Genomic DNA, 22,958 nt, shown 5'->3' on the forward strand with positions numbered 1-22,958 from the left:
TAGCGCCCTAGGTCAAATCGCGGCGCCGTAAGGCGACCAGACCTGCCGTAAGCAGCGCCGCTGTGAGTAGCAGCAGCCAGACGATCGGCGCCGCGACGAACTCACCGCCAGGCAGTTTCGGTAGGTGACTGTAGGGCTCCAGATCTCGCACCGGCTGCGGGAAGTTCGCGATCGAACCGACGATGAAGATCAGCACGAACGTCACGAGGACACCCCACGCGAGGGACGTGAACCGGGGGAGCAGACCGAAGAGCGCGACGGTCACCCCCGCGCACAGCCAGATCGCGGGCAACTGGACCAGTGCTCCTGCGAGGACGCCGGGCAGGGTGCCACCGATATCGCCGGTGGCCGAGCCGTAGGTCAGTCCTACCGCCAGCCCCGCGACGAGCATCGCAATCGCGGGACCGAGGAGTGCGAACAGCACATGACTTGCTGCCCAACGGGTCCGGCCGACCGCACCGGCGAGGACCGATTCGAGACGCTGTGCTGCCTCTTCGCCATGCATCCGAAGCGCGGCCGAGATCGCGAACGCGGAACCCGCGATGCCGAGGAACGTCAGGCCGAAGCCGATGAACGATTCTTCCAGCGACTTCGGACCGCCTGCGCGTTCGATGATGTCGACTATGGCCTGGCTGTCCCCGATCTGTCCGCCGATTCCTTTGGCGGCACTGCCGATCAGCAGACCGTAGAGGCCGAGTCCGACCGTCCACGCAACGACGGTGCCACGGTGCATCCGCCACGCCAGTCCGAGGGTGCCGGCAAGTGCGGCAGTCGCCGCAGGTGGACCGGGACGTTCGGCGATGAGTCCCGCGCCTCTGTCGCGTTGCCGCAGGAGTGCGAAGGCGATGCCGACGAGGACGACCGTTGTCGTCAAGTGCAGCAACAGGACCCACCAGCGCTCGCCGGCGTACGGGCGCAACTGCAGCGACCAGCCCTGTGGCGAGAACCAACTCGCGGCACCCGACCCGGCATCGCCGACGGCACGGATCGCAAACGACGCAGCCAGTACGGAGAGCGCAACCCCGCGTGCGACCCGAGCGCCTGTACTGACCTGTGCGGCAATCGCAGCGACACCCGCGAAGACGATTCCCGAGCCGGCGAGTGCCGCACCGAAACCGACCGAGCCGCCGACGGGTAGCCCGCCGCCGATCAGCGCGGCGGCACTCATGACTCCGGTCAGACCTGCTGCGCCGATCGCAAGGAGCAACGCTGCCGTCAGGCCGGAATACCTGCCGACGGAGGCGGATTCGACGAGCTCGGCCCGACCGCTCTCCTCTTCGCCCCTGGTATGTCTGATGACCGTGAGGATGACAGCCAACGCGATGATCGTGTACAGAGCGCCGGCCTTCCAGATCGTGACGGCGCCGGGACTTGCGTTGAAAATCGGTCCGTACATGGCGATCTGGGCTGGACTTGCTGCCGTCGTCGTAGCGAAGGCGATGCGGTCCGCTGCCGTCGGGTAGACGCTTTCGATGCTGCCGACGTAGGTGATCGGCAGCAGCAACCCGAGTGCTGCCGTCCACAGCGGTAGCACGATGCGATCGCGCCGCGCGAAAAGGCGAAGCTGGTAGAGGGTACCCGCGAAATCGTTGGACAGCGCTGAACGATGTTCGTGGTCAGCACTTCTCGGCACAGTTGCGGTACTCATGCGCCGACCTTCTCCGTTGTGCGTGCAACGTTTCCCGCACCGCCGTCGGTCTCGTAGTGCCGCAGGAACAGCTCCTCCAGTGTGGGTGGCGCGCTGACGAGGGTCCGTACTCCGATGTCGCCGAGCACTCGGATCAGTTCGCCGAGATGACTGCTGTCCACCTGGCACTGCACTGTGTTGCCGTCGATCGTGATGTCTTCGACGCCGGGTATCCGGCTCAGATCGCCTGGGTCGCCGAGCAATTCGGCTGTGATGGAGGTCCGGCTGAGGTGCCGCATCGATGCCAGTGTCCCGCTCTCGACGGTTTTTCCTGCCCTGATGATGGTGACTCGCTCGCAGAGTGCGTCGACTTCGGAAAGGATGTGGCTGGAGAGCAGTACCGTCGCGCCGCGCTCGCGGGCTTCGGCAACGCATTCGCGAAAGACCTGTTCCATCAACGGATCCAGACCCGACGTAGGCTCGTCGAGCAGTAACAGACTGGCGTTGGAAGAGAACGCGGACACGAGCGCGACCTTCTGTCGATTGCCCTTGGAGTAGGTGCGTGCCTTCTTGCGTGGATCGAAGTCGTATCGCTCGATCAACTCGGACCGACGGGCGGCGTCGATTCCGCCGCGCATACGAGCGAGCAGGTCGATGGTCTCGCCGCCGGTGAGGTTCGGCCACAGCGTGACATCGCCTGGTACGTAAGCAATGTCGCGATGCAGCTCGACGGCGTCGCGCCACGGATCCTTGCCGAAAAGGCGGACGTTGCCCGACGTGGCCCGCAGAATTCCGAGTAGTACCCGAATGGTCGTCGACTTCCCCGACCCGTTCGGTCCGAGGAACCCGTGTACTTCGCCCTGTGCGACTTCGAGATTCAAGCCATCCAACGCGTGGACGTGACCGAAATGCTTGTGCAGGCCGTCGACGGTGATGATTGCGCTGGTCATGCTGACTCCTGATTCGATGTGGTTGAACGTGATTCGACGAGTGCGTCGAGCAGAGACGAGTCGGTGAGCAGGCCCTCGGTGAAGATCTCGAGCGCGGGCATGGTCGTCAGCTCCGAGTACTCGCGCAGCGCTGCGCCGAAATCGACGGTGACGTCGGTTTCGAATTTCATCTGGAAGAAGATCATCAGCCCGCCGAGGCCTTGGAGCGTGAAGTAGCGGGCCCTCGCGGCCGGGTCGCGGCTCGGCCGCAGGGTGCCCGCAGCGACACCGGCAGCAAGATAGTCGGCGGTGTTGTCGACGAAATGCTCGAAAAGCGATTCGGCCAACCGGCCGCCGGCCGAGAAGCTGCGAACTATGTAGGCGATGAGCGGTGCGTAGGCCTCGATTGCAGCTAGTTTCTCGAGCATCACAGCACCGCTCGGAGCCGTGAGGAATCCGGCCTTGTCGTCGCGGATGACCTCGAGAACGTGGTTGTCGCAGGCCTCTCTGAGTCCGTCCTTCGAACCGAAGTGGTGGTTGACGAGCCCAGGGGAGATACCTGCCGCGGTCGCTATTGCTCGAACGCCGGTTCCGAAACCCTGTTCGCCGAATACCACGATCGCCGCGTCACGAATTCGGGCGCGGGTGGTCAGGTCTCGATCGGACGGCGAGCTTGAACGCATGTTCAACAGTTTAAACACTTGTTCAATCGTCTGGCAACAGCCAATCGCGAAGCGAGCGTTCGTGTGGTGAGGGCTAGCCCCGAGAAGCGCAGAGCAACCCGTCGCCGACCGGTATCAGCACCTTGGTCAGCCGCCCGTCTTCGGCGATGGCACGTGCGGCAGCGCGCACGGCGACGGTCGCGGCATCACGCTGCGTCGAATCCGCAACCCGACCGCTGAGCAGGGCGTTGTGGAACACTATCAAACCGCCAGGGCGCAGCAGACGTACTCCCTGCTCCACATAGAGCGGGTGATCGACCGGCGTCGTATCGACGAACACCAGGTCGTAACCGGCGTCCGCGAGCCGCGGCAGCACGTCGAGGGCGCGGCCGTTGATGAGCCGAGTTCGTGACCCCGCGATACCGGCCGATCGGAAAGCGTCTTTCGCGGCGCGCTGATGCTCCGGTTCGCTGTCGATAGTGGTCAGTGTGCCGTCGTCGCGCATGCCGTCGAGCAGCCACAGACCACTGATTCCGGCACCGGTGCCGACCTCGACGACCGTCTTCGCGTCGAGCAGTTGAGCGAACATACTCAGCAGCGCACCGACCGATGGGGGAACCGGCGCCGCACCCAGATCGACGGCGCGCTCCCGCGCAGCCACCAGAATCTCGTCCTCGACGACCGATTCCTCGACGTAGTTCAACGTTCGTTGCGCATTCGTTTCCACGAACCGAGGTTATAGCTGCCGTGTGCCCGGGTCGTCGAGGCGCGACCACAGCGGACACGGAAGATTTCTCAGGCATCCCTCAGGCGATTCTCACCTCTGGCATATCGGGGCAGGAGAGAGTTATGGCACGCAAGACCATCCGACCGTGGATGCCGAACTTGCCGAACACGTGAACGAAACTCGACGATCCGGTGGGAACAAAGCCCGATACCGACGAGTTGAAGTTCGTAAATGGGGTTCGGTGTAAACCGTTTCGACGCCCCGCGGTCCTGAGCAGGAGGTTTCACCCATCCACACGGTGAGTGCGGCACGCGACTATTCCAACCTCCCGGGCGATCCCCGGGCGGGAGTGGTCGGCGGCGAGCTCGACAACACAGCCGCTGGCAACATTTCGACCACCGAAACCTCTACCGACACCACCACTGAGTCCGACGCGACGTTCGAACTGAGCGGCACCGCGGCTTTCGACGCAACGGGTGAGCAGTCGACCATGCCGTCGTGGGACGAACTCGTCCGTGAGCACGCCGACCGCGTCTATCGGCTTGCATACCGACTTTCCGGCGATGCGCAGGATGCCGAAGACCTGACCCAGGACACCTTCATCAGAGTGTTCCGCTCGCTGTCCAACTACCAGCCGGGCACGTTCGAAGGCTGGTTGCATCGCATCACGACCAACCTCTTCCTCGACATGGTCCGCCGCCGCAACCGGATTCGGATGGAGGCGCTTCCCGACGACTACGATCGCGTTCCCGCCGAAGGCCCTGGGCCCGAGCAGGCCTACCACGATTCGCGTCTCGACCCCGATCTACAGTCTGCCCTCGACTCGTTGGCGCCGGAATTTCGCGCCGCGGTTGTGCTGTGTGACATCGAAGGCCTGTCCTACGAGGAGATCGGTGCCACACTGGGAGTGAAGCTGGGTACCGTCCGCAGCCGCATCCACCGCGGTCGGCAGGCATTGCGGGAGCACCTGGCGAAGAACGCCAAGAACGCAGAGCACGACGCGGACGACAAGGTCGAACACGCACTCCGATGACTCGGTCGGTGACGAAGTTCGGCGACGACCGGGAGGACCTGATGACGGCATTGAGCGGGAGTGGGAGTTCGTCCTCTGAGGACGGCAAACTTCCCCCGGTACGCCGTTTCTCCTCGACCGAACATCTGGCAAGCGAGGCCATAGCCGCCTACGTCGACGGTGAACTTCGGATGAACGCCTATCTTCGTGCTGCGCAGCATGTTGGCATCTGTACCGAATGTGCTGCCGAAGTCGAGGCTCAGCAGCAGGCACGCGGTGCGTTGCGGCGGTCCGCGCACGTGTCGATACCTGCGACGCTGCTCGGAGCGCTCAGTCAGATACCTACCGGCGAATTTCCTGGTTGTGGACGCGATTACCCGGCGTCGCACGAGAGCAAGCGGTGGTCCCTGCGTTGGCGCAAGTAGAGTTTGCCGAGTGACCTCGGAATCGACCACGCCACGGCAAACGGACTCCGGCAACCTGCGACCTGCTGATGCCCCGGTGCTCGGACCCCGCCCGGTATATCGTCCCGCGATCGATCATTCCTTCACCCGCGCGTTCGGCAGGCCGAGTGGCGTGACGGGTTCGTTCGTACCCACTGCTCGCCGGGTCGCGTCGTCGCCGGACCTGCAGGTCCGCCCGCCGGATCCCATCCTGGCCGAGGCCTTCGGTCGCCCGCCGGGTGAAGCCGATTCCATTCAGCGTGATCCCGAAGGCCTCACCGCTCCCGTCGGTGCGACGCAAGAGCCGGACCCCTGGGGCGACCCGGACGCCGCGGCGCGCCTCGGTCCGCCTGCGTTGGCCAAGCCTGCACCCGAGACCAAGCCCGACGGTCGTAAACTCGGCGCTCGCGAAGTGCTGTTCGGCTCGAAGGTCGCTCCGAAAGCTCTTGCGTCGCTGGCCGCGATCGCTCTTGTCGTCGGTCTGCTCGGCGGCGCGGTCGGGGCGTTGGTCGGCTTGACCGTCGATTTCGGCGACCTGACGAGCAACAAGGTCGAATTGCAGCAGGTCGGTGCCGACTCGGACGAACCCCGTGGTCAGGTCGCCAAGGTCGCCGATGCCGTGCTGCCCGCCGTGGTTTCGATCCAGGTGACGCTCGGCGACAACGCTGCGACGGGGTCGGGCGTCGTCATCGACGGCGAAGGCTTCATCGCAACCAACAACCACGTGATCTCGATGGCGGCCACGGATACGAGCGGCAACGCGAAGATTCAGGTGTTGTTCTCGGACGGCACCAAGACCCCGGCCCGGATCGTCGGTCGTGACACCAAGACCGACCTCGCGATCCTGAAGGTCGAAGCGAAGAACCTCACGGTCGCGCAACTCGGCCGTTCCGGCGACGTGCAGGTCGGCGAGGACGTCGTCGCGGTCGGCTCGCCCCTCGGGCTCAGCAAAACGGTGACAAGCGGCATCGTCAGCGCGCTGAACCGCCCGGTACGCCTCAGCGGCGAAGGCTCCGACACCAACGCCGTCATCGATGCCGTACAGACCGACGCAGCCATCAACCCCGGTAACTCGGGCGGACCGCTGGTCGACGAAGAAGGTCGCGTGATCGGCATCAACACCGCGATTCGCAGCCAGAGCGGCGGTTCGGTCGGCCTCGGCTTCGCAATCCCGATCGACGATGTCACCCGTGTTGCGCAGGCGCTCATTCGAGACGGTGTGATGCGCCACCCGGACATCGGTGTGAACGCCAGGTCGGTTGTCAACGACGCGACCAGCGGCGCCGAGATCGCCAACGTTCGCGATGGCAGTCCCGCTCAACAGGCCGGTCTGGTCGAGGGTGACATCATCGTCAAGGTCGGTGATCGCGAGGTCACCAACGCGGACGAGTTGGTCGTCGCCGTGCAATCGCAGGCGATCGGAGCGACCGTTCCGCTGCAGCTCGTTCGCGACGGCCGATTGGTCGACGTGCAGATCACGCTCGGTTCGGACTGACCCATGTTCGGAAACATCGGTTGGGGCGAAATGATGGTGCTACTTGTTGCAGCACTGGTCATCCTTGGTCCCGAAAGGCTTCCGGGTGCGGTGATGTGGGTGACCAAGTCCCTACGTCAGGTCAGGAACTACGCGAGCGGCGCGACCCAGCAACTCAAGGACGAACTCGGTCCCGAGTTCGACGATCTTCGGAAACCGCTGTCGGAGATCAATCAGCTGCGTGGGATGACGCCGCGGTCGTTGATCACGAAACACCTTCTCGACGGCGACGATTCACTGCTGACGAGCTTCGAGAAGCCGAAGTCCGCCGAGCCGACGGCGGCTCCGGAGTTCCGTGCGTCCAACACACCGAACCTCTCGAAGCCGAGTTCGTCAGGGTCGAACCTCGCGAAACCGGATTCGGGCGAACGCCCACCGATCGACACCGACGCGACCTGAGCGGGCGCGTTCAGAAGTTCGGCGCGTTCAGAAATTCTTAGTCGTGTCGATGCTCAACGACATGCCTGCCAGACCGCGACGCCGTACCGACAACTTCTCCGCGACAGCAGCAAGCGCGACCGCAGCCGGTGATTCCGGATCACGCAGCACGATGGGCTCGCCGTCGTCGCCCGCTTCGCGAACTGCCTGCTCGAGTGGAATCTGGCCGAGCAGAGGGACGTTCGAGCCGACGGCCTTGGTGAGTCGGTCGGCGACGGCCTGACCCCCGCCGCTGCCGAAGACGTCCATACGAGAGCCGTCGGGCAGTTCCATCCAGGACATGTTCTCGACAACGCCGACGATGCGCTGACGGGTCTGCAACGCGATCGCGCCCGCACGCTCGGCCACCTCGGCTGCGGCGGGCTGCGGTGTCGTCACGACGAGAATTTCCGCGCCCGGAATCAGCTGGGCGATGGAGATCGCGATGTCACCTGTTCCCGGCGGCAGGTCGAGCAGCAGCACGTCCAGGTCGCCCCAGAACACGTCGGCGAGGAACTGTTGCAGTGCGCGGTGCAGCATCGGTCCACGCCATACGACAGGGGTGTTGCCGGTGGTGAACTGCGCGATCGAGATCATCTTCACGTTGTGTGCGATCGGCGGCATGATCATCTTCTCGACCTGTGTCGGACGAGCATCCGTGCCGAGCATGCGAGGGACCGAGTGGCCGTAGATATCGGCGTCGAGAACGCCTACGGACAGTCCGCGTGCCGCCATCGCTGCGGCGAGATTGACTGTGACGCTTGATTTTCCGACCCCGCCCTTACCTGATGCGACGGCATAGACGCGGGTGAGCGAGCCCGGCTGAGCGAACGGTATGACGGGTTCGGCAGAGTCGCCGCGCAACGACTTGCGAAGCGCGGTGCGTTGTTCGTCGTTCATGACGTCGAGATCGACCGATACCGTGCCGACGCCTGCGACGTCGGCGACCGCCTTGGTTACCCGACCGGTGATCTCCGAGCGCATGGGGCAACCGGCCGTGGTGAGCCAGACGACGATGTGCACGCTGGCGTCGTCGGCGATGTCGATGCTCTTGACCATGCCGAGTTCGGTGATCGGCTTGCGGATCTCAGGATCGTCCACTTTCGCGAGTGCGGACCGAACGGCTGATTCCGTGACGACTGACATGAACTCGATCCTACGGAGGCCTGGGTCAGTGAATTCGCGGCAGTGCCTCTGCGGGCGGGGTGATCCCCGTCGCATAGCCGAGTGACCACGCCACGACGTTGGCGACGTAGGCCATCGAGTTGTTGTAGCGCAGGATCGCTTTGGTCTGCTGTCCGAGGTCGCGCATGTCGAGATTGCCGTCGCACAGGTACTTGCCGGTCGTCAATGCTGCGTCGAAAAGATTCTGCGGATCGGCAACCCCGTCGCCGTTGCCGTCGGCGGCGTACCGCTTCCAGGTCTCGGGTAGGAACTGCATCGGTCCGACAGCGCGGTCGTAACCGCTGTTGCCATCGAGTGCGCCGCCGTCGGAGTCGTGAATGACGTTGTTGCCCGACAGGCTGCCGTCGAGGATCGGACCGTAGATCGGGGTGGTGAGGTTGCCTGCGATATCGGCTTTGCCGTCGTTCGCATGGGTCGACTCGACGCGACCGATACCGGCGATCAGCGTCCAGGGCATGTTGCACACGGGGTTCTGGGCGGCCAGGGTCTGCGCTGCGGCCCTGTAGGCGGCGAGGTTGACGCCCGGTATGCCGAGCGCGCCTGCTGCGATGCTCGTCGGCAGCGGCGGTGTCACGGGGGCTGGAGGTGGTTCGGGCGCAGGCTCGGGGGTGGCGACGGGCGCCTGCGGTACGACGCTGGCGGCGATCGGCGCTGCCGAAGCCTGCTCGGTAGTGACGGATTCGTGCGCGGTCTGCTGGGTGAAGATGGGTGCACCTGCGTCTGCGCCGGCGGTGGACACCGCGGTGACGAGTCCAGCGGGAACGAGCCCGGTCAACGCGATCAAGGAATTGCGTCGAACGTTCGAACTCGATGCCTTGCTGTGGCGACCCACTAGCGATACCTCCCCGTTGCCTCGTGCGAGGCGCTCCGTTTACTGAACCGGAGTCGAGGGTACCTGATTCGAGATTATTCCGTTACCCTACCGTGATCATGTGACCACGGCCGGGCGCTTACGGCATGGGGAACAGCGGCGGGATCAGCCCGAACGCCGGCACGGGAGCAGGCATCGGAGCGGGGTCAGCGGCCGGTGCCGGCTGTTCCAGCATCACGCCAGGAGCACCGGGCGTTGCGCCCTGAGCCTGTGGTGCGTCTGCCGCGGGCGGCGGTGGTGGTGGCGGCGGGCAGAAGATGCCACACGGGATCGGCGGCAGGCCCGGGATCACGATCATCGGTGGGGGTGGCGGCGTCGTCGTTGTGGACGGGGTCTCGCTCGGAGTGGTCGAAGGTGTCGTCGTCTTGTCTTCTGCAGCCTCGGTGAGCGCGGAAACATCGATCGGTGACGCGCCGGGCGGGATCAGGTCCGGCGAGATGGACACCGCCGATGGTGAGCCGCCGGTCCGGTACGCGGCCGACCAGCTGAGCACGTTCGCCGCATAAGCCATCGAGTTGTTGTAGCGCAGCACGGCGCGCAACTCCTGAGCCGGATCGCGGAGGTTGAGACCGCCCGAGCACAGGTACTTGGCTGCCGACACCGTCGCGTCGAAAACGTTGTTGGGATCGGAAACGCCGTCGCCGTTGCCGTCGGATGCGTAGAACTTCCAGGTACCGGGGATGAACTGCATGGGTCCGACAGCGCGGTCGTGAATCGAATCACCGTCCAGCGCACCGCCATCGGTGTCGCTGATGATGTTGTTGCCTGCGAGCGTGCCGTCGAGCGTCGGACCGAGCACCCGCGCAGCCGTCGTGCCTGCTGCGTCGGTTCGGCCACCGCCAGCGTGACCGGATTCGATCTTTCCGATGCCCGCGAGCAGGTTCCAACTGACGCCGCAGTTGGGCTCGGATGCGGCTAGTGCGAGTTCGGCGTTGCGATAGGCGGCCAACACGATCTCGGGAATACCGAGTGCGCCGACGATTCCGGGAATGGCGACGTCGCGCAACGGGACGCCGCCCGTGAACGGGACGCCGGCGGCTGCAGTCGCTTCGCGAAACTTGCGCGCAGGTTTGTTGGTCGTCGGAACGATACCGACGATTCCGGTCACGGCGGGTTGTTCGGCGGCGGCGAGTAAAGGCGCAGGCGTTCGCGGATCGGGTCCGCTCGGCATGGAGTTCGACGACGAACCCGCCGAAACCAGACCGGCCAAGACCAAAGCAGAGACCGTAATCGGTGCTTTCAAACGCATTCCACAAACACCACCCGGCAAGAATTGTGTCAGCGACCGATATTCGACCGGCCGCTCGGGACAACGAGACCCAGGTTACATACCTGTGACGGGGCGGTCTTCGGAATCGGCCATTTTGGCTTCGGTCTCGCGGCGTCGTGATTTACCGGAACCTGATCCTTTTCCTGAATTCTTGCGTCCTTCTGCGGAATTCGGCAAACGCTCGACCATGAGATCTTTGATTTCGTCGAGTTCTCGCCGCAAATAGTCACGGGTCGTTACCTCACCGATAGCAATTCGTAATGCAGCGAGTTCGCGAGCAAGGAACTCGGTGTCCGCTTTCGTTTGGGCTGCCCGAACGCGGTCTTCTTCCAGCGATACCCGGTCGCGATTCTCCTGCCGATTCTGGGCGAGCAGAATCAGCGGCGCTGCATAGGCCGCCTGGGTGGAGAAGGCAAGGTTCAGCAAAATGAAGGGATAGGGGTCCCACTGCAGCTTGATCGCAAAGATGTTCAGCAGAATCCAGACGATGACGATCCCGGTCTGGATCGCTAGATAACGTCCGGTACCGAGAAAACGCGCGAAACTCTCGCCGACTCGGCCGACGGCCTCGACGTCGATCTGAAACCGGGCGAAACGCGAACCGACGGGCGTATCGAGTCGCTGCCGTGCCGACTGGACGGCGGCCTTCTCTGTCGCGACCCTCTTCTCACTCATTGTCGTCGCCCTCCTCGTCGCGCCAGTCCTCGGGAAGGAGATGATCGAGAACGTCGTCGACGGTCACCGCGCCGAGCAGATGCCCCTCGTCGTCCACGACGGGACCGCAGACGAGGTTGTAGGTCGCGAAGTAGCGCGTCACGGCAGCCAACGGCGTTTCGGGGCGCAATCGTGGCAGATCCTTGTCGATGATGCCGCCGACGAGACTTGCGGGCGGTTCGCGCAGCAACTGCTGTAGATGCACGCAACCGAGGTAATGGCCGGTCGGTGTCGCCGACGGTGGCCGCGCGACGAACACCAGACTCGCGATCGCAGGCGTCAGATCCTGAATTCGCACCCGAGCGAGCGCCTCGGCGACAGTCGTCGCGGGATTGAGAATGACAGGCTCGGGCGTCATCAAACCGCCCGCGGTGTCGGGGGAGTGCTCGAGCAACCGCCGGACCGGTTCGGATTCCTCCGGGTCCATCAACCTCAGCAACGTTTCGGCTTCGGCATCGGGCAGCTCGCCGAGCAGGTCGGCAGCGTCGTCGGGATCCATCGCCTCGAGGATGTCGGCGGCCCGTTCGGCCTTCAATTTGCCGAGCAGATCGATCTGGTCGTCGTCGGGCAATTCCTGGACGACGTCGGCCAGGCGTTCGTCGTCGAGCGCGATCGCGACCTCGAGCCTGCGCTTCTCGGGAAGTTCCCGAAGGGCGTTCGCGACATCTGCCGCTCGAAGGCCTTCGAATTGCATGAGGATCTGGGAAACGCCTTGGCCGGGAAGCGCGAGGTCCTGCGGCGTCAGGCCGTGCACGTGCGGCCAATCGACCACATGCAGCGGTGCTCGACGGCCGAGCCGACCACGATGACCGCGGACCGCGACCCGAGCCGCAACCCAGTCTCGGCTACGGGTCAGTTCGAGTCCGAGGTCGACGACCAACACCGTGTCGTTGTGCAGGTCGGGGAGTTCCGGATCGTCGATGCGGACCTTCGAGTCGAGGACCTGCGCGAGGACGAGCACCTCGCCGAGTCGTTGGGCGAAGCGGCGCAGCGAGACATTGCCCGTCGTCAGCGTCACCGAACTCGGCTCGATGGCAGTCACCCGCAGCATCGGGACGAAGATCCTTTTGTGGGTGAGCAACTCGACGACCAAGCCGAGTACCCGCGGCTGTTGTCTGCCGATGCGAATGGTGATGACGACGTCGCGGACGCGGCCGACCGACTCGCCGTCTGGGCCGAGCACCACCAGGCCCGCGAGCCTGGCTGCGAATACCTTGCTGACCGCTGCCATGGGTGTCAGGTTAGAGGCCGCGCAGTGGTCCGACCCTCCCGAGGTGCGGTTTCGGGATGCACAATATAGCCATGACGAATCCTATGGGTAGCTCCAACCGTGCGGGCCAAGGGCTTCCGACACCACCGTCCGGCTGGCCGATCGGCTCGTATCCGACGTACGCCGAAGCGCAGCGCGCTGTCGACTTCCTTGCGGATCAAGCGTTCTCGGTGCAGGACGTGACCATCGTAGGTGTCGACCTCATGCAGGTGGAGCGTGTTCTCGGCAGACTGACGTGGGGCAAAGTTATTGGCGGCGGGGTTGTTTCGGGCGCCTGGCTCGGCGTCTTCTTCGGTCTCCTGCTCGGGCTGTTCACCACGGGAAGCATGTTCGGACCACTGATCGTCGGTATCACCGGCGGCATCATCTTCGGCGTCATCTCGACGGCCATTCCCTACGCCGCTACCAGAGGGCAACGTGACTTTGCGTCGTCGATGCAGTTGGTCGCCGGTCGCTACGACGTGCTCTGCGATCCGAAATCTGCTGAGGCTGCGCGGGACCTGCTGGCAAAACTCGCTCTCTAGCCCACACAGGACGGCCTTTCTTATATCGTTCGGGCCTGGTTTCAGATAGTTTTGCAGAGGTTATTCAAGTAACCGGTTGCGAGTACAACGTCGACTCGTCGCGCGCCCTTCGCGTGAGCCCTGCCGACGTATGTCGCTGCATTCGCGAAACAGGAGGCGGTCCGTGCGGGTACGAAAACGACTGGCGCTTATGGGTGCGGCGGTCATCGTCGCTAGTCCGATGCTCGCCGCGTGTGGTTCCGACGATGGCGGGATCGTGCTCAGTTTCTATACCGCTGCGGACGGCGCCGAGCAGTACAGCGCGGCCGCGGTCGCCTGCACGGCGCAAGCCAACGGGCGCTACAAGGTGGAGCAGCGCACTCTGCCGAAGAGCGCCAACGATCAACGGTTGCAACTTGCGCGTCGACTCGCAGGCAACGACAAGACCCTCGACCTCATGACCCTCGATGTCGTGTGGACTGCCGAGTTCGCCGAAGCGGGCTGGGCCCTGCCCGTCCCCGACGACCTCGCAGCGAAGCTGAAGGACGGGTCGACGCTGGAGGGTCCGCTCGCGACCGCGGAGTGGGACGACAAGCTGTACGCGGTTCCACTCAACTCGAACACGCAGTTGCTGTGGTACCGACCCGACCAGGTGCCGGCCGGCGTGCCACCGCAGACCTGGAAAGACGCGATCGACATCGCGAATACCAATGCGCGCGAAGGTAAACCGGCGCAGATCGGCGTGCAGGCCAAGCAGTACGAGGGCCTGATGGTGTGGTTCAACACCCTGCTCGTGAGCGCGGGCGGCCAGGTCGTCGCCGACGACGGCAAGACGGTGACCCTCAACGACACCCCGGAACATCGCGAGGCGACACAGCGGGCGCTGCAGATCATGAAGGACGTCGCGACAGCGGACGGACGCGATCCGTCGATCTCACAGAGCGACGAGGCAACAGCGCGCAACGGACTCGAATTCGGAAACGCGTTTATGGAGGTCAACTACCCGTTCGTGTTGCCGAGTATGAAGGAGAACGCGACGGCGGGGGCGGTGCCGTTCCTCGACCTGAAATCCGTTCCCCCGGAACAACAGGACGCGGCGATCGCGAAGGTGTTCCGAAGCGCGCCATACCCCGAGGTCATCGAGGGGGAGCCAGCCAAGGTGACCATCGGCGGCTTCAACATCGGCGTCGCGAAGACGACCCAGCACGAGGCCGAAGCCTGGGAAGCCGTTGCGTGTTTGACCAACGAAGAGAATCAGCGCAACAACGCGGTCAACGGTGGCGTGCCGCCGGTGCTCGCGAAGTTGTATCAGGACAAGGCCTTTCAGGAGAAGTACCCGGCATGGGAAGGCGTCCTCGGCTCGATCGAATCGGCCGCAGTGCGACCCATTTCGCCTGCCTACCAGAGTATTTCGATCCTGCTGACCGATTCGTTGAATCCGCCGCAGGATATCGATCCGATCGGTGACGTCGACGTTCTCGCAGATCAAGTTCGCCAGGCTGTCAATTCGGAAGGGTTGATTCCATGACCGCGCCAGTGACGAACGAGGCGCAGGGCGCAGCCCCCGCGGACGGCCGTGACAAGGCCGCAGCGAAGATGATGTCGGACGGGAAGAAGGCCGAGCGACGGCTCGGACTCCTGTTGATCGCGCCGGCGGCAATCTTGATGATCGGTGTGACCGCCTACCCGATTCTGTACGCGTTCTGGCTGAGTATGCAGAAGTACAACCTTGCGTTCCCCGACGACAAGTCGTTCGTCTGGTTCGCGAACTACGGTGCGGTACTGAGTGACGGCTACTGGTGGAGCGCGTTCGGGGTGACGGTCGGCATCACGATCGTCTCCGTCGCGATCGAGTTCGTCCTCGGCCTTGTGGTGGCATTGATCATGCACCGCACCATCTTCGGGCGCGGTGTGGTTCGTACGGTTGTCCTCATTCCGTACGGCATCGTGACCGTCGCAGCGTCCTACAGCTGGTACTACGCCTGGACGCCGGAGACGGGCTATCTCGCCAATCTCCTTCCGGACGGCAGCGCACCGCTGACGAATCAGCTGCCTTCGCTTGCCATCGTCGTCCTGGCCGAGGTGTGGAAGACGATTCCGTTTATGGCGCTGCTGCTGCTTGCAGGTCTGGCGCTCGTGCCCGACGACCTGCTCAAGGCCGCACAGGTGGACGGCGCCGGGGCGTGGACTCGGCTGATTCGTATCATTCTGCCGTTGATGAAGCCTGCGATCCTGGTTGCGTTGCTGTTTCGCACACTCGACGCGTTCCGAATATTCGACAACATCTACGTGCTCACCAAGGGCAGTAACGGCACGGGGTCGGTCTCGATTCTGGGCTACGACAACCTGTTCGGCGCGTTCAACCTCGGCCTCGGTTCGGCGATCAGCGTGTTGATCTTCATCTGCGTGGCGATCATCGCGGTCATATTCATCAAACTGTTCGGTGCTTCGGCCCCCGGATCAGATGCGGAAGGACGGTAGCCATGTCGGAAACTCGCCAGCGCAAGGTCGGCTGGACTGTCGTCAATCTCGCGGTGCTGCTGTACGCACTCGTACCGGTTCTCTGGATCGTGAGTCTGTCGTTCAAGTCGGCGGCGACCATCAAGGACGGTTCGTTCATCCCGAAGTCGTGGACACTCGACAACTACAAGGGCATCTTCGATACCGATCAGTTCACGAGTGCACTGATCAACTCGATCGGCATCGGTCTCATCACCACGGTCATCGCCGTCGTCATCGGCACGATGGCAGCCTATGCTGTTGCCCGCCTTGATTTTCCGGGCAAGAAAGCGCTTGTCGGTGCCGCCTTGCTCATCGCGATGTTTCCCCAGATCTCGCTGGTGACACCGCTTTTCGACATCGAACGAGCGGTCGGATTGTTCGATACGTGGCCCGGCCTGATCATTCCGTACATCACGTTCGCGCTGCCGCTGGCGATCTACACGCTGTCGGCGTTCTTCCGAGAGATCCCGTGGGATCTGGAGAAGGCGGCGCAGATGGACGGCGCTACGGCGGGCCAGGCGTTCCGAAAGGTGATCGCACCACTCGCTGCACCGGGCATCGTGACGGCAGCCATCCTGGTTTTCATCTTCGCGTGGAACGACCTGTTGCTCGCGATCTCGCTCACTGCGACGGAACGCTCGATCACCGTTCCTGCCGCCATATCTCAGTTCACCGGCAGTTCCCAGTTCGAGGAACCGACCGGCTCGATCGCAGCGGCAGCGGTCATCATCACGATCCCGATCATCATCTTCGTGCTCTTCTTCCAACGACGCATCGTGGCGGGCCTTACGTCCGGCGCAGTGAAGGGATAGTCCAATGGCTGACATTGTTCTCGACCAGGTAACCAAGTTCTATCCGGACGGCGCCAAGGCTGTCGACGACGTCAACATCGAGATCGCCGACGGCGAGTTCATCATCCTTGTCGGACCGTCCGGCTGCGGAAAGTCGACTACGCTCAACATGATTGCGGGCTTGGAGGATATTTCCACAGGCGAATTGCGGATCGCGGGGGAGCGCGTCAACGAGCGCGCGCCGAAGGACCGTGACATCGCAATGGTGTTCCAGTCCTACGCGCTGTATCCGCATATGACTGTGCGGCAGAACATTGCGTTCCCGCTGACCCTTGCGAAGATGTCGAAGGACGAGATCAACAAGCGGGTCGAGGACGCCGCCAAGGTACTCGACCTCGGTCAGCATCTCGATCGGAAGCCGTCGAACCTGTCGGGTGGGCAACGCCAGCGGGTCGCAATGGGTCGGGCAATTGTCCGGAGTCCCAAGGCCTTCCTGATGGACGAGCCGTTGTCGAACCTGGATGCGAAGCTTCGTGTGCAGATGCGAACGGAAATCTCGCGCCTGCAGAAGCGGCTCGGGACGACGACCGTGTACGTGACGCACGATCAGACCGAGGCGATGACCCTCGGCGATCGAGTTGTCGTGTTGCGCGGCGGCATCGTTCAGCAGATCGGGTCGCCGCAGGAGCTCTACGACCTGCCGCGCAACCTCTTCGTTGCCGGCTTCATCGGCTCACCTTCGATGAACTTCATTCCCGGCGAACTGACCGAGGACGGCGTGCGGCTTTCCACCGGCGAGATCCCGCTGCCCAACGCGACCCGCGACGCTTTGCGAAAGAAGAACGCCGCGAAGGAAGTTGTCATCGGCATCAGGCCCGAGCATTTCGAGGACGCGTCGCTCGTCGATACGTACCAGAAGATCAGCGGAGCGACCATCGACGCGCAGGTCGACGTCGTCGAGTCGATGGGCTCGGACAAGTTCGTGTACTTCTCCATCGGCGGTCCGGCCGTCGAGTCCGCGGAACTAGCTGAGCTGGCAGCGGATTCGGGTGTGTCCACCGGCGAGGGTGCGCAACTGGTAGCCCGGCTGGCCGCGGAGTCGAAGGCCGCGCAGGGCGCAACGGTGACGCTCTGGTTCGATCCGGCGAAGGTATCGGTGTTCGATCAGAAGACGGGCGCGAACTTGGGGCTGCCGGGCTAACACGTAAGCGGTATAGCTCGGGAGAGCGCGGATCAGTCACACGAGATCCCAGTATTCATGGGGATGGAAATCGTGATTGATTCGGGGTTTTCGGGTCGGGTCGATGTGTTTCGGCGGTACCCACAGAATCCGGCCGGGATACTGATGGTCGGCGCCGGCGACGATGGTGTGCCAGTCGGTGTCGTTGACCCCGGCCAACCGATGATGCGAATCACACACCAGCGCAAGCTGATCCACATCCGTGAGCCCGAGTTCGGCCACCCATTCCCGGCAATGATGACACTGACAGCAATTGGCTGGTCGCCAACATCCCGGGAAGGTGCAGCCTTTGTCCCGGGCGTAACACACCAGACGCTGATCACCTTGAGCGATCCGTTTCGATCTGCCTAGATAGATGGGGCGGCCATCATCGTCGAACAACGCGAGGTAGTGGTGGGCATGTCGTGCCATGCGCAGCACATCCCGGATCGGAAGTAGCGATCCACCGCCGGTGATGGCCTGTCCGGATGCCTCTTCGAGTTCTTTGACGGTCATGGTCGCTACGACGGTGACCGGCAGTCCGCGGTGCTGGCCGAGGGTGCCGGAGGCGAGTGCGTTTCGGAGCACCATTTTCAACCCGTCGTGTTGACGTTGCCCGATCGATCGTTCGTCACGGTGCGCGACCTCGTCGGCAGGTTCGGCATCGACGGTGGAGTCGGCGTCTGCCGGGTTCCCGACCCCGGGTTTCGCGTATTTCGCGAACAGTGCTTCGAGGTAGGCCCGTAGTTCGGGGTCGACGCAGAAACTGCCTTTGGTCATCAGGTCGGTGCCCTGCTTACCGAGGATGAAAGTCCGTTTGCGTTCGCGGTCCACCTCGGGTGCGTTGCCGTCGGGATTGAGGTAGGCCAGGATCCGGTTGCCTGCGCGGCGGAGTTGATCGGGCCGCAGGATCCGGGCTTGCTCGGCAAGTTTGGCTTCGGCCTGCTCGCGGGTCTCGGCATCGACGTAGCTGGGCACCTGGGCGAAGAATTCGCGGATCACGGTGATGTGGGCACGGTCGATCGCCCCGTCACGGTGGGCGGCGGCGGTGTGCGGGTAGATCGGGTCCAGGGGTGCGCCGGAGAATCCGGTGCGGGGTCCGAGGTCTTCGGCGATCTTGCGGCGGGCTTTGGCTTCGCTGTGGTAGATCCGGAGGGTGTCGGCGAGGACGTCGGCGAGGCGGTAGTCGCCGAGTTCGCCGGGGATCCATTGTTGCTGCATGTCGGCGATCAGGACGGTTCCGAAACCGGCGATGGTGCGTGTTGCGGTTTCGAAGCGTTGCAGGAGGTCGAGACGGTCGCGGTTGTTGGACAGTTCGCCGAATCCGACGTCACGCAACCCTTGGAGAGCTGTTTCGAATGCGACCATCGCAGCTTCCACCGCCGTGGCGGGTTGCGGTGTCGGGTTCGAAAGCATGTGCGAAGCTTATCGCCACCCACCGACATGGTTTCGACGCAAAGTGCCTGCACAAGACCACAATTCCACCTACTACTCGTGAGTCTTTTCGGGGGGCGGAACCACCGAAAAGACTCACGAGGCGCGGAGCGCAACTCGTCAGACGAGTGCGCCTGACTTGTTCTTCGTCGCGTCGACTCCGCCACGGCCGAACAGCGCGTCGACGCCGAACTTGCCGGAGCCGAGTACTGCGATGAGCAGTGACGTCGCACCGAGGATCAGCACCAATTCGTACCCACCACCGGAGGCGAACAGACCCTTGTCGAGGTGGACGGTGAGCAATGCGCCGGCCATGTCGATGAACAGCAGCAGGCCGACGAGCGGGACCAATGCGCCGATGATGAGTGCTGCTCCGCCGATGAGTTCGACGTAGGCGGCGAAGTACGCCGACAGCGCAGGCGCAGGTACGTCCATGGCTTCGAAGCCTGCCTTGGTGGCGTCGAGGCCGTTTGTGGAGACCTTCTGCCAGCCGTGGGCGACGAAGATGACACCGAGTGCGATGCGTGCAAGGAGAAGCGCTGTGCTGCGGGCGATGGATGAGTTCATGTTTCAACTATATCGATTTAAGTTGAAGCGTCAACCATGGTGACACCGCTCACGTACGACAGGAAGAATGGTCCGCGTGATTCCACCTATCGGTGCGCGTGCGCTCAACCGTGCGACGCTGGCGCGCCAACAGCTGCTGAAGCGCTCGTCGATGTCGGCGCTCGAGTTCACCGAGCATGCGTTCGGACTGCAGGCGCAGGCGCCGATGGCGCCGTACTTCGCGCTCTGGGCGCGCCTGAAGAACTTTGCACCGGAGCAACTTTCGGAATTGCTGCTGAACCGCTCCGCAGTACGCATCGTCGTGATGCGTGGCACCGTCCACCTCCTCGCTGCCGACGACGCCCGCCTGCTACGACCGCTGGTCCAACCTGTGATGGATCGAGACCTTCGACTCAACGCGTTGCATGCGGCCGGTCTGGAAGGCATCGACCACGACGCCCTCGCGGCGGCAGGTCGGGCACTGGTCGAAGAGACGCCGCTGACTGCTGCGGAACTGCGTCCGTTGCTCGGCGAGCGCTGGCCCGACCGTGACCCCGCCGCGCTCGCGCACGGCGTCCGTGGATTGCTGCCGCTCGTCCAGGTGCCTCCACGCGGGATCTGGGGCAAGGCGGGTCAGCCGACGCTCACAACGCTCGAGCACTGGCTCGGCCGCGAGCCGCTGGCGAATCCCTCGCTCGACGTGATGGTCTTTCGATACCTCGCTGCCTACGGACCCGCAAGCATTCAGGACGTACAGGCCTGGTCGGGGCTGACGAGACTCGGTGAGGTCGTCGAGCGGATTCGCTCGCAGTTGATCGTCTTTCGGTCGGAGTCGGGTACCGAACTGTTCGACCTCCCCGACGCGCCTCGTCCGGGTCCGGATGTTGTTGCGCCGGTTCGAATTCTTGCCCCCTTCGACAATCTGCTGCTCTCGTACGCCGACCGAACGCGAGTGCTGGACGAGGAGTACAAAGCTGTGCTGTTCACCCAGAACGGCATCATCAAGCCCGCGGTCCTCGTCAACGGTCGAGCTGTCGGCTTCGTCGCGATCACGAAGACCAAAGGCGCTGTGCTGCTCGAGGTATCGCTGTTCACGAAGATTGCCAAGTCGGCGCTGACCGCGCTCGAGAAGGAAGGGCACGCCCTGCTGCGGTTCGCTCATCCCGGTGCGGGGAGTTACGAGGTGCGGGTCGGCTAGCGAGTACCGTTCAGTCGGGAGCAGTCTTGCTCAGCCGCTCGATGATGTCGTCGTTCCAGGTGTGTTCTCGCACAAGGCGATAGCGCTCACGTGCCATCCAGATGTAGGCCTCGGCGTCGGTGTGGTCTCGCAGAATCTCTGCTGCACGCAGCATGCGGACGACAGGGACGAACTCTTCGCCGAACCACCGTCGCGCCACAGTCCGACGATCGAGAAATTCACCCGTCTCCTGCATCAATCGAAAACCCCACGCCTCGACGCACTCGCCGAGTTCGGCATAACACCACGGATCGACGAACCGAATCGCGTCGCGCTGGGCGCCGGTCAGCGGTATGCGAGTGAGGAAGATGCGGCGATGATCCTTGATGAGCAGATCGCCGCGCTGGGAGATGCCGTCCGGGGAGATGCGGGTTTTTATCTCGGTGACGTAAGCGTCGATCGTGGTCTGGTGCATGGCGAACGCGACCGAAACCCTATGGTGGCCATCGATGACGAAATGCATCGAACCGACCCGGTACACGGTGATGGGCGGTACCGATTCACCTTTGCGCTGTGCAACCGCGAGGCGCTTCCACCGTTCTCTGATGCGCGCCGACGTCGGCCGGAAGTACCGATCGAAATCGCGCGTTCGGTCGACGCTGCCGACGATCGAATCGAGCCTGATCACCTGAAACCCGCGTTGGCGCTCGCCCAGATTGCCGACAGCAGCGACAACTTCGTCGAACGGCAGGACGGTGTTGACGTCGTCGGGTTGGCGGCGCAGCCAGCTCACGAGCCGTGAGACGTCCGCTCGCCGGCGTTGGCGGTTGAAGTCGTTCTCGGCATCTGCTGTGGGAAAACCGGTGTCACGCGCCATCACTGCACCTCGTGTCGAGCCAGGGTCCGTCCAGTGCCGTCGCGACGATGATGACGATGCTCGCGGCGGCGCCGATGCCTCCAAGGATGTCGGTCAGCTGATGGTATCCGAGTGCGATCATGCCGAGTGCCGCGCAGATCAGGGCGACAGCGCCGCCGCCGAGGATCACCGCGCGCTGCAGCCCGGTCCGCGCAACGAGAACCAGCACCGTGATCGTTGCGACGAGGGCGACGGTGTGGCCACTCGGATAGGCGAGATAGTCGTCGGTTCGGCGGTCGAAGAGCGGTTTGAGAAGCCAGGCATTGGCCGCTGTCGCCACCGATGGCCCGGCGATCACCAAAAGTGCTGCACGCCAGCGCTTCCTGTAGCTGCAATAGGCGAGTGCGAGAAACAACACGGTAAGCAGCACAACCGGATCGCTGCAGGCGGCGAGCATCGTCGCAACCGAGTGGTGCTCGTCGAGTAGCGCCGTCACCCAGGAGCCTGTCGCGCGGTCGAGTCCGTTGGGGCCGTCCGACGCCGGAATCGTCGCGGCGATCACCACCGTGAACAAGGCGGCGACCACGGCGATCGACGCGAGCAGTCGGGTGCCGAGACGTGTGTTCGCCGGCTGCATGTTCACTGTCTGTACGCAGCCGGGTGTAAAGATGGATCGGTGACCGATGTCGATACCGCTGTCCGTACCCACCTGCGGGAGCAACTGGGTGGAGACGAGCCGAGCACCGCATCCGTGACGTTTCTCGGGTTGGCCCCGATCGACGTTCTGCGGTTCGGACCCGACGCTGCCGACCTGGTGCGATATGCAACGGTCGGCTGCTCACGACATCCGATGTCGGATCCGAACGAGATGGTTGCCGACCCGAACCGCGGGCCGCGTGCGGAACTGCTGCTGAACCTCAACGGTGGAACCGGGGTGGCGTCCGGCGTCCACAAGGCGCTGGCAATTCTCGCGGCCGCGCCGGCCGTCGAGGGCGTCGTCCTTGTCGCCGACGCCTTGATCGACCTCGGCGAACCGCTGTGGAGCAACGCCCCGTTCACCGCGGTCCTGCTCGAAGCGTCCGATGTCGACGACCTCGCCCTACCGCCACCCGCCGATCCCGTTCAATTTCTGAGTGTCGTCCCGTTGACGGGTACGGAGGCGGCGTGGGTGCGGTTGCGCGGCGCGCCCGCGCTGCGGGACGCGTGGCGCGAAGCAGGCATCGACGTACGTGACCCGGGTCGAGGAGCGGCGTCGCTGTGACACCGCGA

The 22,958-nt window shown here is 63.8% G+C and carries 24 protein-coding genes; 11 read left to right on the top strand and 13 right to left on the bottom strand.

Going from position 1 to position 22,958, the window contains the following annotated elements:
- Window positions 1-7 precede the first annotated feature (7 nt).
- The 4 genes from JGU71_RS18770 to JGU71_RS18785 all read right to left on the bottom strand — a co-directional run bounded on the left by JGU71_RS18770 (window position 8) and on the right by JGU71_RS18785 (window position 3,945).
- Window positions 8-1,648 (bottom strand): ABC transporter permease, encoded by a 1,641-nt coding sequence (locus tag JGU71_RS18770; RefSeq protein WP_199705819.1) that lies wholly within the window; start codon window positions 1,646-1,648, stop codon window positions 8-10.
- Window positions 1,645-2,577, bottom strand: a complete 933-nt coding sequence (locus JGU71_RS18775) for an ABC transporter ATP-binding protein (RefSeq protein ID WP_199705820.1) — start codon at window positions 2,575-2,577, stop codon at window positions 1,645-1,647. Before JGU71_RS18775 ends, JGU71_RS18770 begins: the two co-directional genes overlap by 4 nt.
- Window positions 2,574-3,239, bottom strand: a complete 666-nt coding sequence (locus tag JGU71_RS18780; RefSeq protein ID WP_199705821.1) for a TetR/AcrR family transcriptional regulator — start codon at window positions 3,237-3,239, stop codon at window positions 2,574-2,576. The genes JGU71_RS18775 and JGU71_RS18780 overlap by 4 nt, the downstream gene beginning before the upstream one ends.
- Before the next feature lie 73 nt (window positions 3,240-3,312).
- The gene (locus tag JGU71_RS18785) at window positions 3,313-3,945 is read right to left on the bottom strand and encodes an O-methyltransferase (protein WP_199705822.1); all 633 of its coding nucleotides are present in this window, start codon (window positions 3,943-3,945) and stop codon (window positions 3,313-3,315) included.
- Between the two features lie 388 nt (window positions 3,946-4,333).
- Between JGU71_RS18785 and sigE the strand changes: the two genes are divergently transcribed.
- From sigE to tatB, 4 genes are read left to right on the top strand one after another with little or no spacing between them, the layout of a single operon-like run.
- Window positions 4,334-4,978, top strand: a complete 645-nt coding sequence (sigE, locus tag JGU71_RS18790; protein ID WP_199706077.1) for an RNA polymerase sigma factor SigE — start codon at window positions 4,334-4,336, stop codon at window positions 4,976-4,978.
- A gap of 41 nt (window positions 4,979-5,019) precedes the next feature.
- On the top strand, window positions 5,020-5,382 hold the full coding sequence (locus JGU71_RS18795) for a hypothetical protein (RefSeq protein ID WP_307829735.1): 363 nt from the start codon (window positions 5,020-5,022) through the stop codon (window positions 5,380-5,382).
- Between the two features lie 10 nt (window positions 5,383-5,392).
- On the top strand, window positions 5,393-6,895 hold the full coding sequence (locus tag JGU71_RS18800; protein WP_199705823.1) for a S1C family serine protease: 1,503 nt from the start codon (window positions 5,393-5,395) through the stop codon (window positions 6,893-6,895).
- Window positions 6,896-6,898: 3 nt separating this feature from the next.
- A complete protein-coding gene (gene tatB, locus JGU71_RS18805) occupies window positions 6,899-7,333 on the top strand; it encodes a Sec-independent protein translocase protein TatB (RefSeq protein ID WP_199705824.1) in 435 nt (144 codons plus the stop codon).
- 27 nt (window positions 7,334-7,360) lie between these two features.
- On the opposite strand, the gene JGU71_RS18810 is transcribed toward tatB, so the two are convergent.
- The 5 genes from JGU71_RS18810 to JGU71_RS18830 form a co-directional block, all read right to left on the bottom strand.
- Window positions 7,361-8,497 carry an Mrp/NBP35 family ATP-binding protein gene (locus JGU71_RS18810; protein ID WP_199705825.1) on the bottom strand — a complete coding sequence of 379 codons (1,137 nt, stop codon included), beginning with the start codon at window positions 8,495-8,497 and terminating at the stop codon, window positions 7,361-7,363.
- Window positions 8,498-8,522: 25 nt separating this feature from the next.
- Complete coding sequence (locus tag JGU71_RS18815) at window positions 8,523-9,368, bottom strand: lytic transglycosylase domain-containing protein (protein WP_199705826.1); 846 nt, start codon at window positions 9,366-9,368, stop codon at window positions 8,523-8,525.
- Between the two features lie 118 nt (window positions 9,369-9,486).
- Window positions 9,487-10,656, bottom strand: coding sequence for a lytic transglycosylase domain-containing protein (locus JGU71_RS18820; RefSeq protein ID WP_199705827.1), 1,170 nt, complete (start codon window positions 10,654-10,656; stop codon window positions 9,487-9,489).
- Between the two features lie 75 nt (window positions 10,657-10,731).
- Entirely contained in the window at window positions 10,732-11,352 is a 621-nt protein-coding gene (locus JGU71_RS18825) for a DUF1003 domain-containing protein (protein ID WP_199705828.1), read from the bottom strand.
- Window positions 11,345-12,622 (bottom strand): magnesium transporter MgtE N-terminal domain-containing protein, encoded by a 1,278-nt coding sequence (locus JGU71_RS18830; protein ID WP_199705829.1) that lies wholly within the window; start codon window positions 12,620-12,622, stop codon window positions 11,345-11,347. Before JGU71_RS18830 ends, JGU71_RS18825 begins: the two co-directional genes overlap by 8 nt.
- A gap of 71 nt (window positions 12,623-12,693) precedes the next feature.
- Between JGU71_RS18830 and JGU71_RS18835 the strand changes: the two genes are divergently transcribed.
- From JGU71_RS18835 to JGU71_RS18855, 5 genes are all read left to right on the top strand, one after another.
- Window positions 12,694-13,185, top strand: coding sequence for a YflT domain-containing protein (locus tag JGU71_RS18835; RefSeq protein WP_199705830.1), 492 nt, complete (start codon window positions 12,694-12,696; stop codon window positions 13,183-13,185).
- A 190-nt stretch (window positions 13,186-13,375) separates the two neighbouring features.
- A complete protein-coding gene (locus JGU71_RS18840) occupies window positions 13,376-14,692 on the top strand; it encodes an extracellular solute-binding protein (protein WP_372433206.1) in 1,317 nt (438 codons plus the stop codon).
- The gene (locus JGU71_RS18845; RefSeq protein WP_372433202.1) at window positions 14,689-15,645 is read left to right on the top strand and encodes a carbohydrate ABC transporter permease; all 957 of its coding nucleotides are present in this window, start codon (window positions 14,689-14,691) and stop codon (window positions 15,643-15,645) included. The genes JGU71_RS18840 and JGU71_RS18845 overlap by 4 nt, the downstream gene beginning before the upstream one ends.
- A gap of 2 nt (window positions 15,646-15,647) precedes the next feature.
- Entirely contained in the window at window positions 15,648-16,478 is an 831-nt protein-coding gene (locus JGU71_RS18850) for a carbohydrate ABC transporter permease (protein ID WP_199705832.1), read from the top strand.
- A gap of 4 nt (window positions 16,479-16,482) precedes the next feature.
- Window positions 16,483-17,658 carry an ABC transporter ATP-binding protein gene (locus tag JGU71_RS18855; protein WP_199705833.1) on the top strand — a complete coding sequence of 392 codons (1,176 nt, stop codon included), beginning with the start codon at window positions 16,483-16,485 and terminating at the stop codon, window positions 17,656-17,658.
- A 36-nt stretch (window positions 17,659-17,694) separates the two neighbouring features.
- On the opposite strand, the gene JGU71_RS18860 is transcribed toward JGU71_RS18855, so the two are convergent.
- Both JGU71_RS18860 and JGU71_RS18865 read right to left on the bottom strand, forming a co-directional pair.
- Window positions 17,695-19,092, bottom strand: coding sequence for an HNH endonuclease signature motif containing protein (locus tag JGU71_RS18860; protein WP_199705834.1), 1,398 nt, complete (start codon window positions 19,090-19,092; stop codon window positions 17,695-17,697).
- A gap of 138 nt (window positions 19,093-19,230) precedes the next feature.
- A complete protein-coding gene (locus tag JGU71_RS18865; RefSeq protein ID WP_199705835.1) occupies window positions 19,231-19,677 on the bottom strand; it encodes a DoxX family protein in 447 nt (148 codons plus the stop codon).
- A gap of 79 nt (window positions 19,678-19,756) precedes the next feature.
- Between JGU71_RS18865 and JGU71_RS18870 the strand changes: the two genes are divergently transcribed.
- Window positions 19,757-20,854: a winged helix DNA-binding domain-containing protein gene (locus JGU71_RS18870; RefSeq protein ID WP_372433207.1), complete on the top strand. Its 1,098-nt coding sequence runs from the start codon at window positions 19,757-19,759 to the stop codon at window positions 20,852-20,854.
- Window positions 20,855-20,864: 10 nt separating this feature from the next.
- Here JGU71_RS18870 and JGU71_RS18875 read toward each other — a convergent pair whose 3' ends face one another.
- Window positions 20,865-21,710, bottom strand: a complete 846-nt coding sequence (locus tag JGU71_RS18875; protein ID WP_199705837.1) for a chromosome partitioning protein ParB — start codon at window positions 21,708-21,710, stop codon at window positions 20,865-20,867.
- Window positions 21,700-22,326: a phosphatase PAP2 family protein gene (locus JGU71_RS18880; RefSeq protein WP_199705838.1), complete on the bottom strand. Its 627-nt coding sequence runs from the start codon at window positions 22,324-22,326 to the stop codon at window positions 21,700-21,702. Before JGU71_RS18880 ends, JGU71_RS18875 begins: the two co-directional genes overlap by 11 nt.
- 39 nt (window positions 22,327-22,365) lie before the next feature.
- Between JGU71_RS18880 and JGU71_RS18885 the strand changes: the two genes are divergently transcribed.
- Window positions 22,366-22,950 carry a suppressor of fused domain protein gene (locus tag JGU71_RS18885; protein WP_199705839.1) on the top strand — a complete coding sequence of 195 codons (585 nt, stop codon included), beginning with the start codon at window positions 22,366-22,368 and terminating at the stop codon, window positions 22,948-22,950.
- The last annotated feature ends 8 nt before the right edge of the window (window positions 22,951-22,958 follow it).

The sequence above is a fragment of the Antrihabitans stalagmiti genome (assembly GCF_016482825.1).
Taxonomy (GTDB): Bacteria; Actinomycetota; Actinomycetes; order Mycobacteriales; family Mycobacteriaceae; genus Antrihabitans; species Antrihabitans stalagmiti.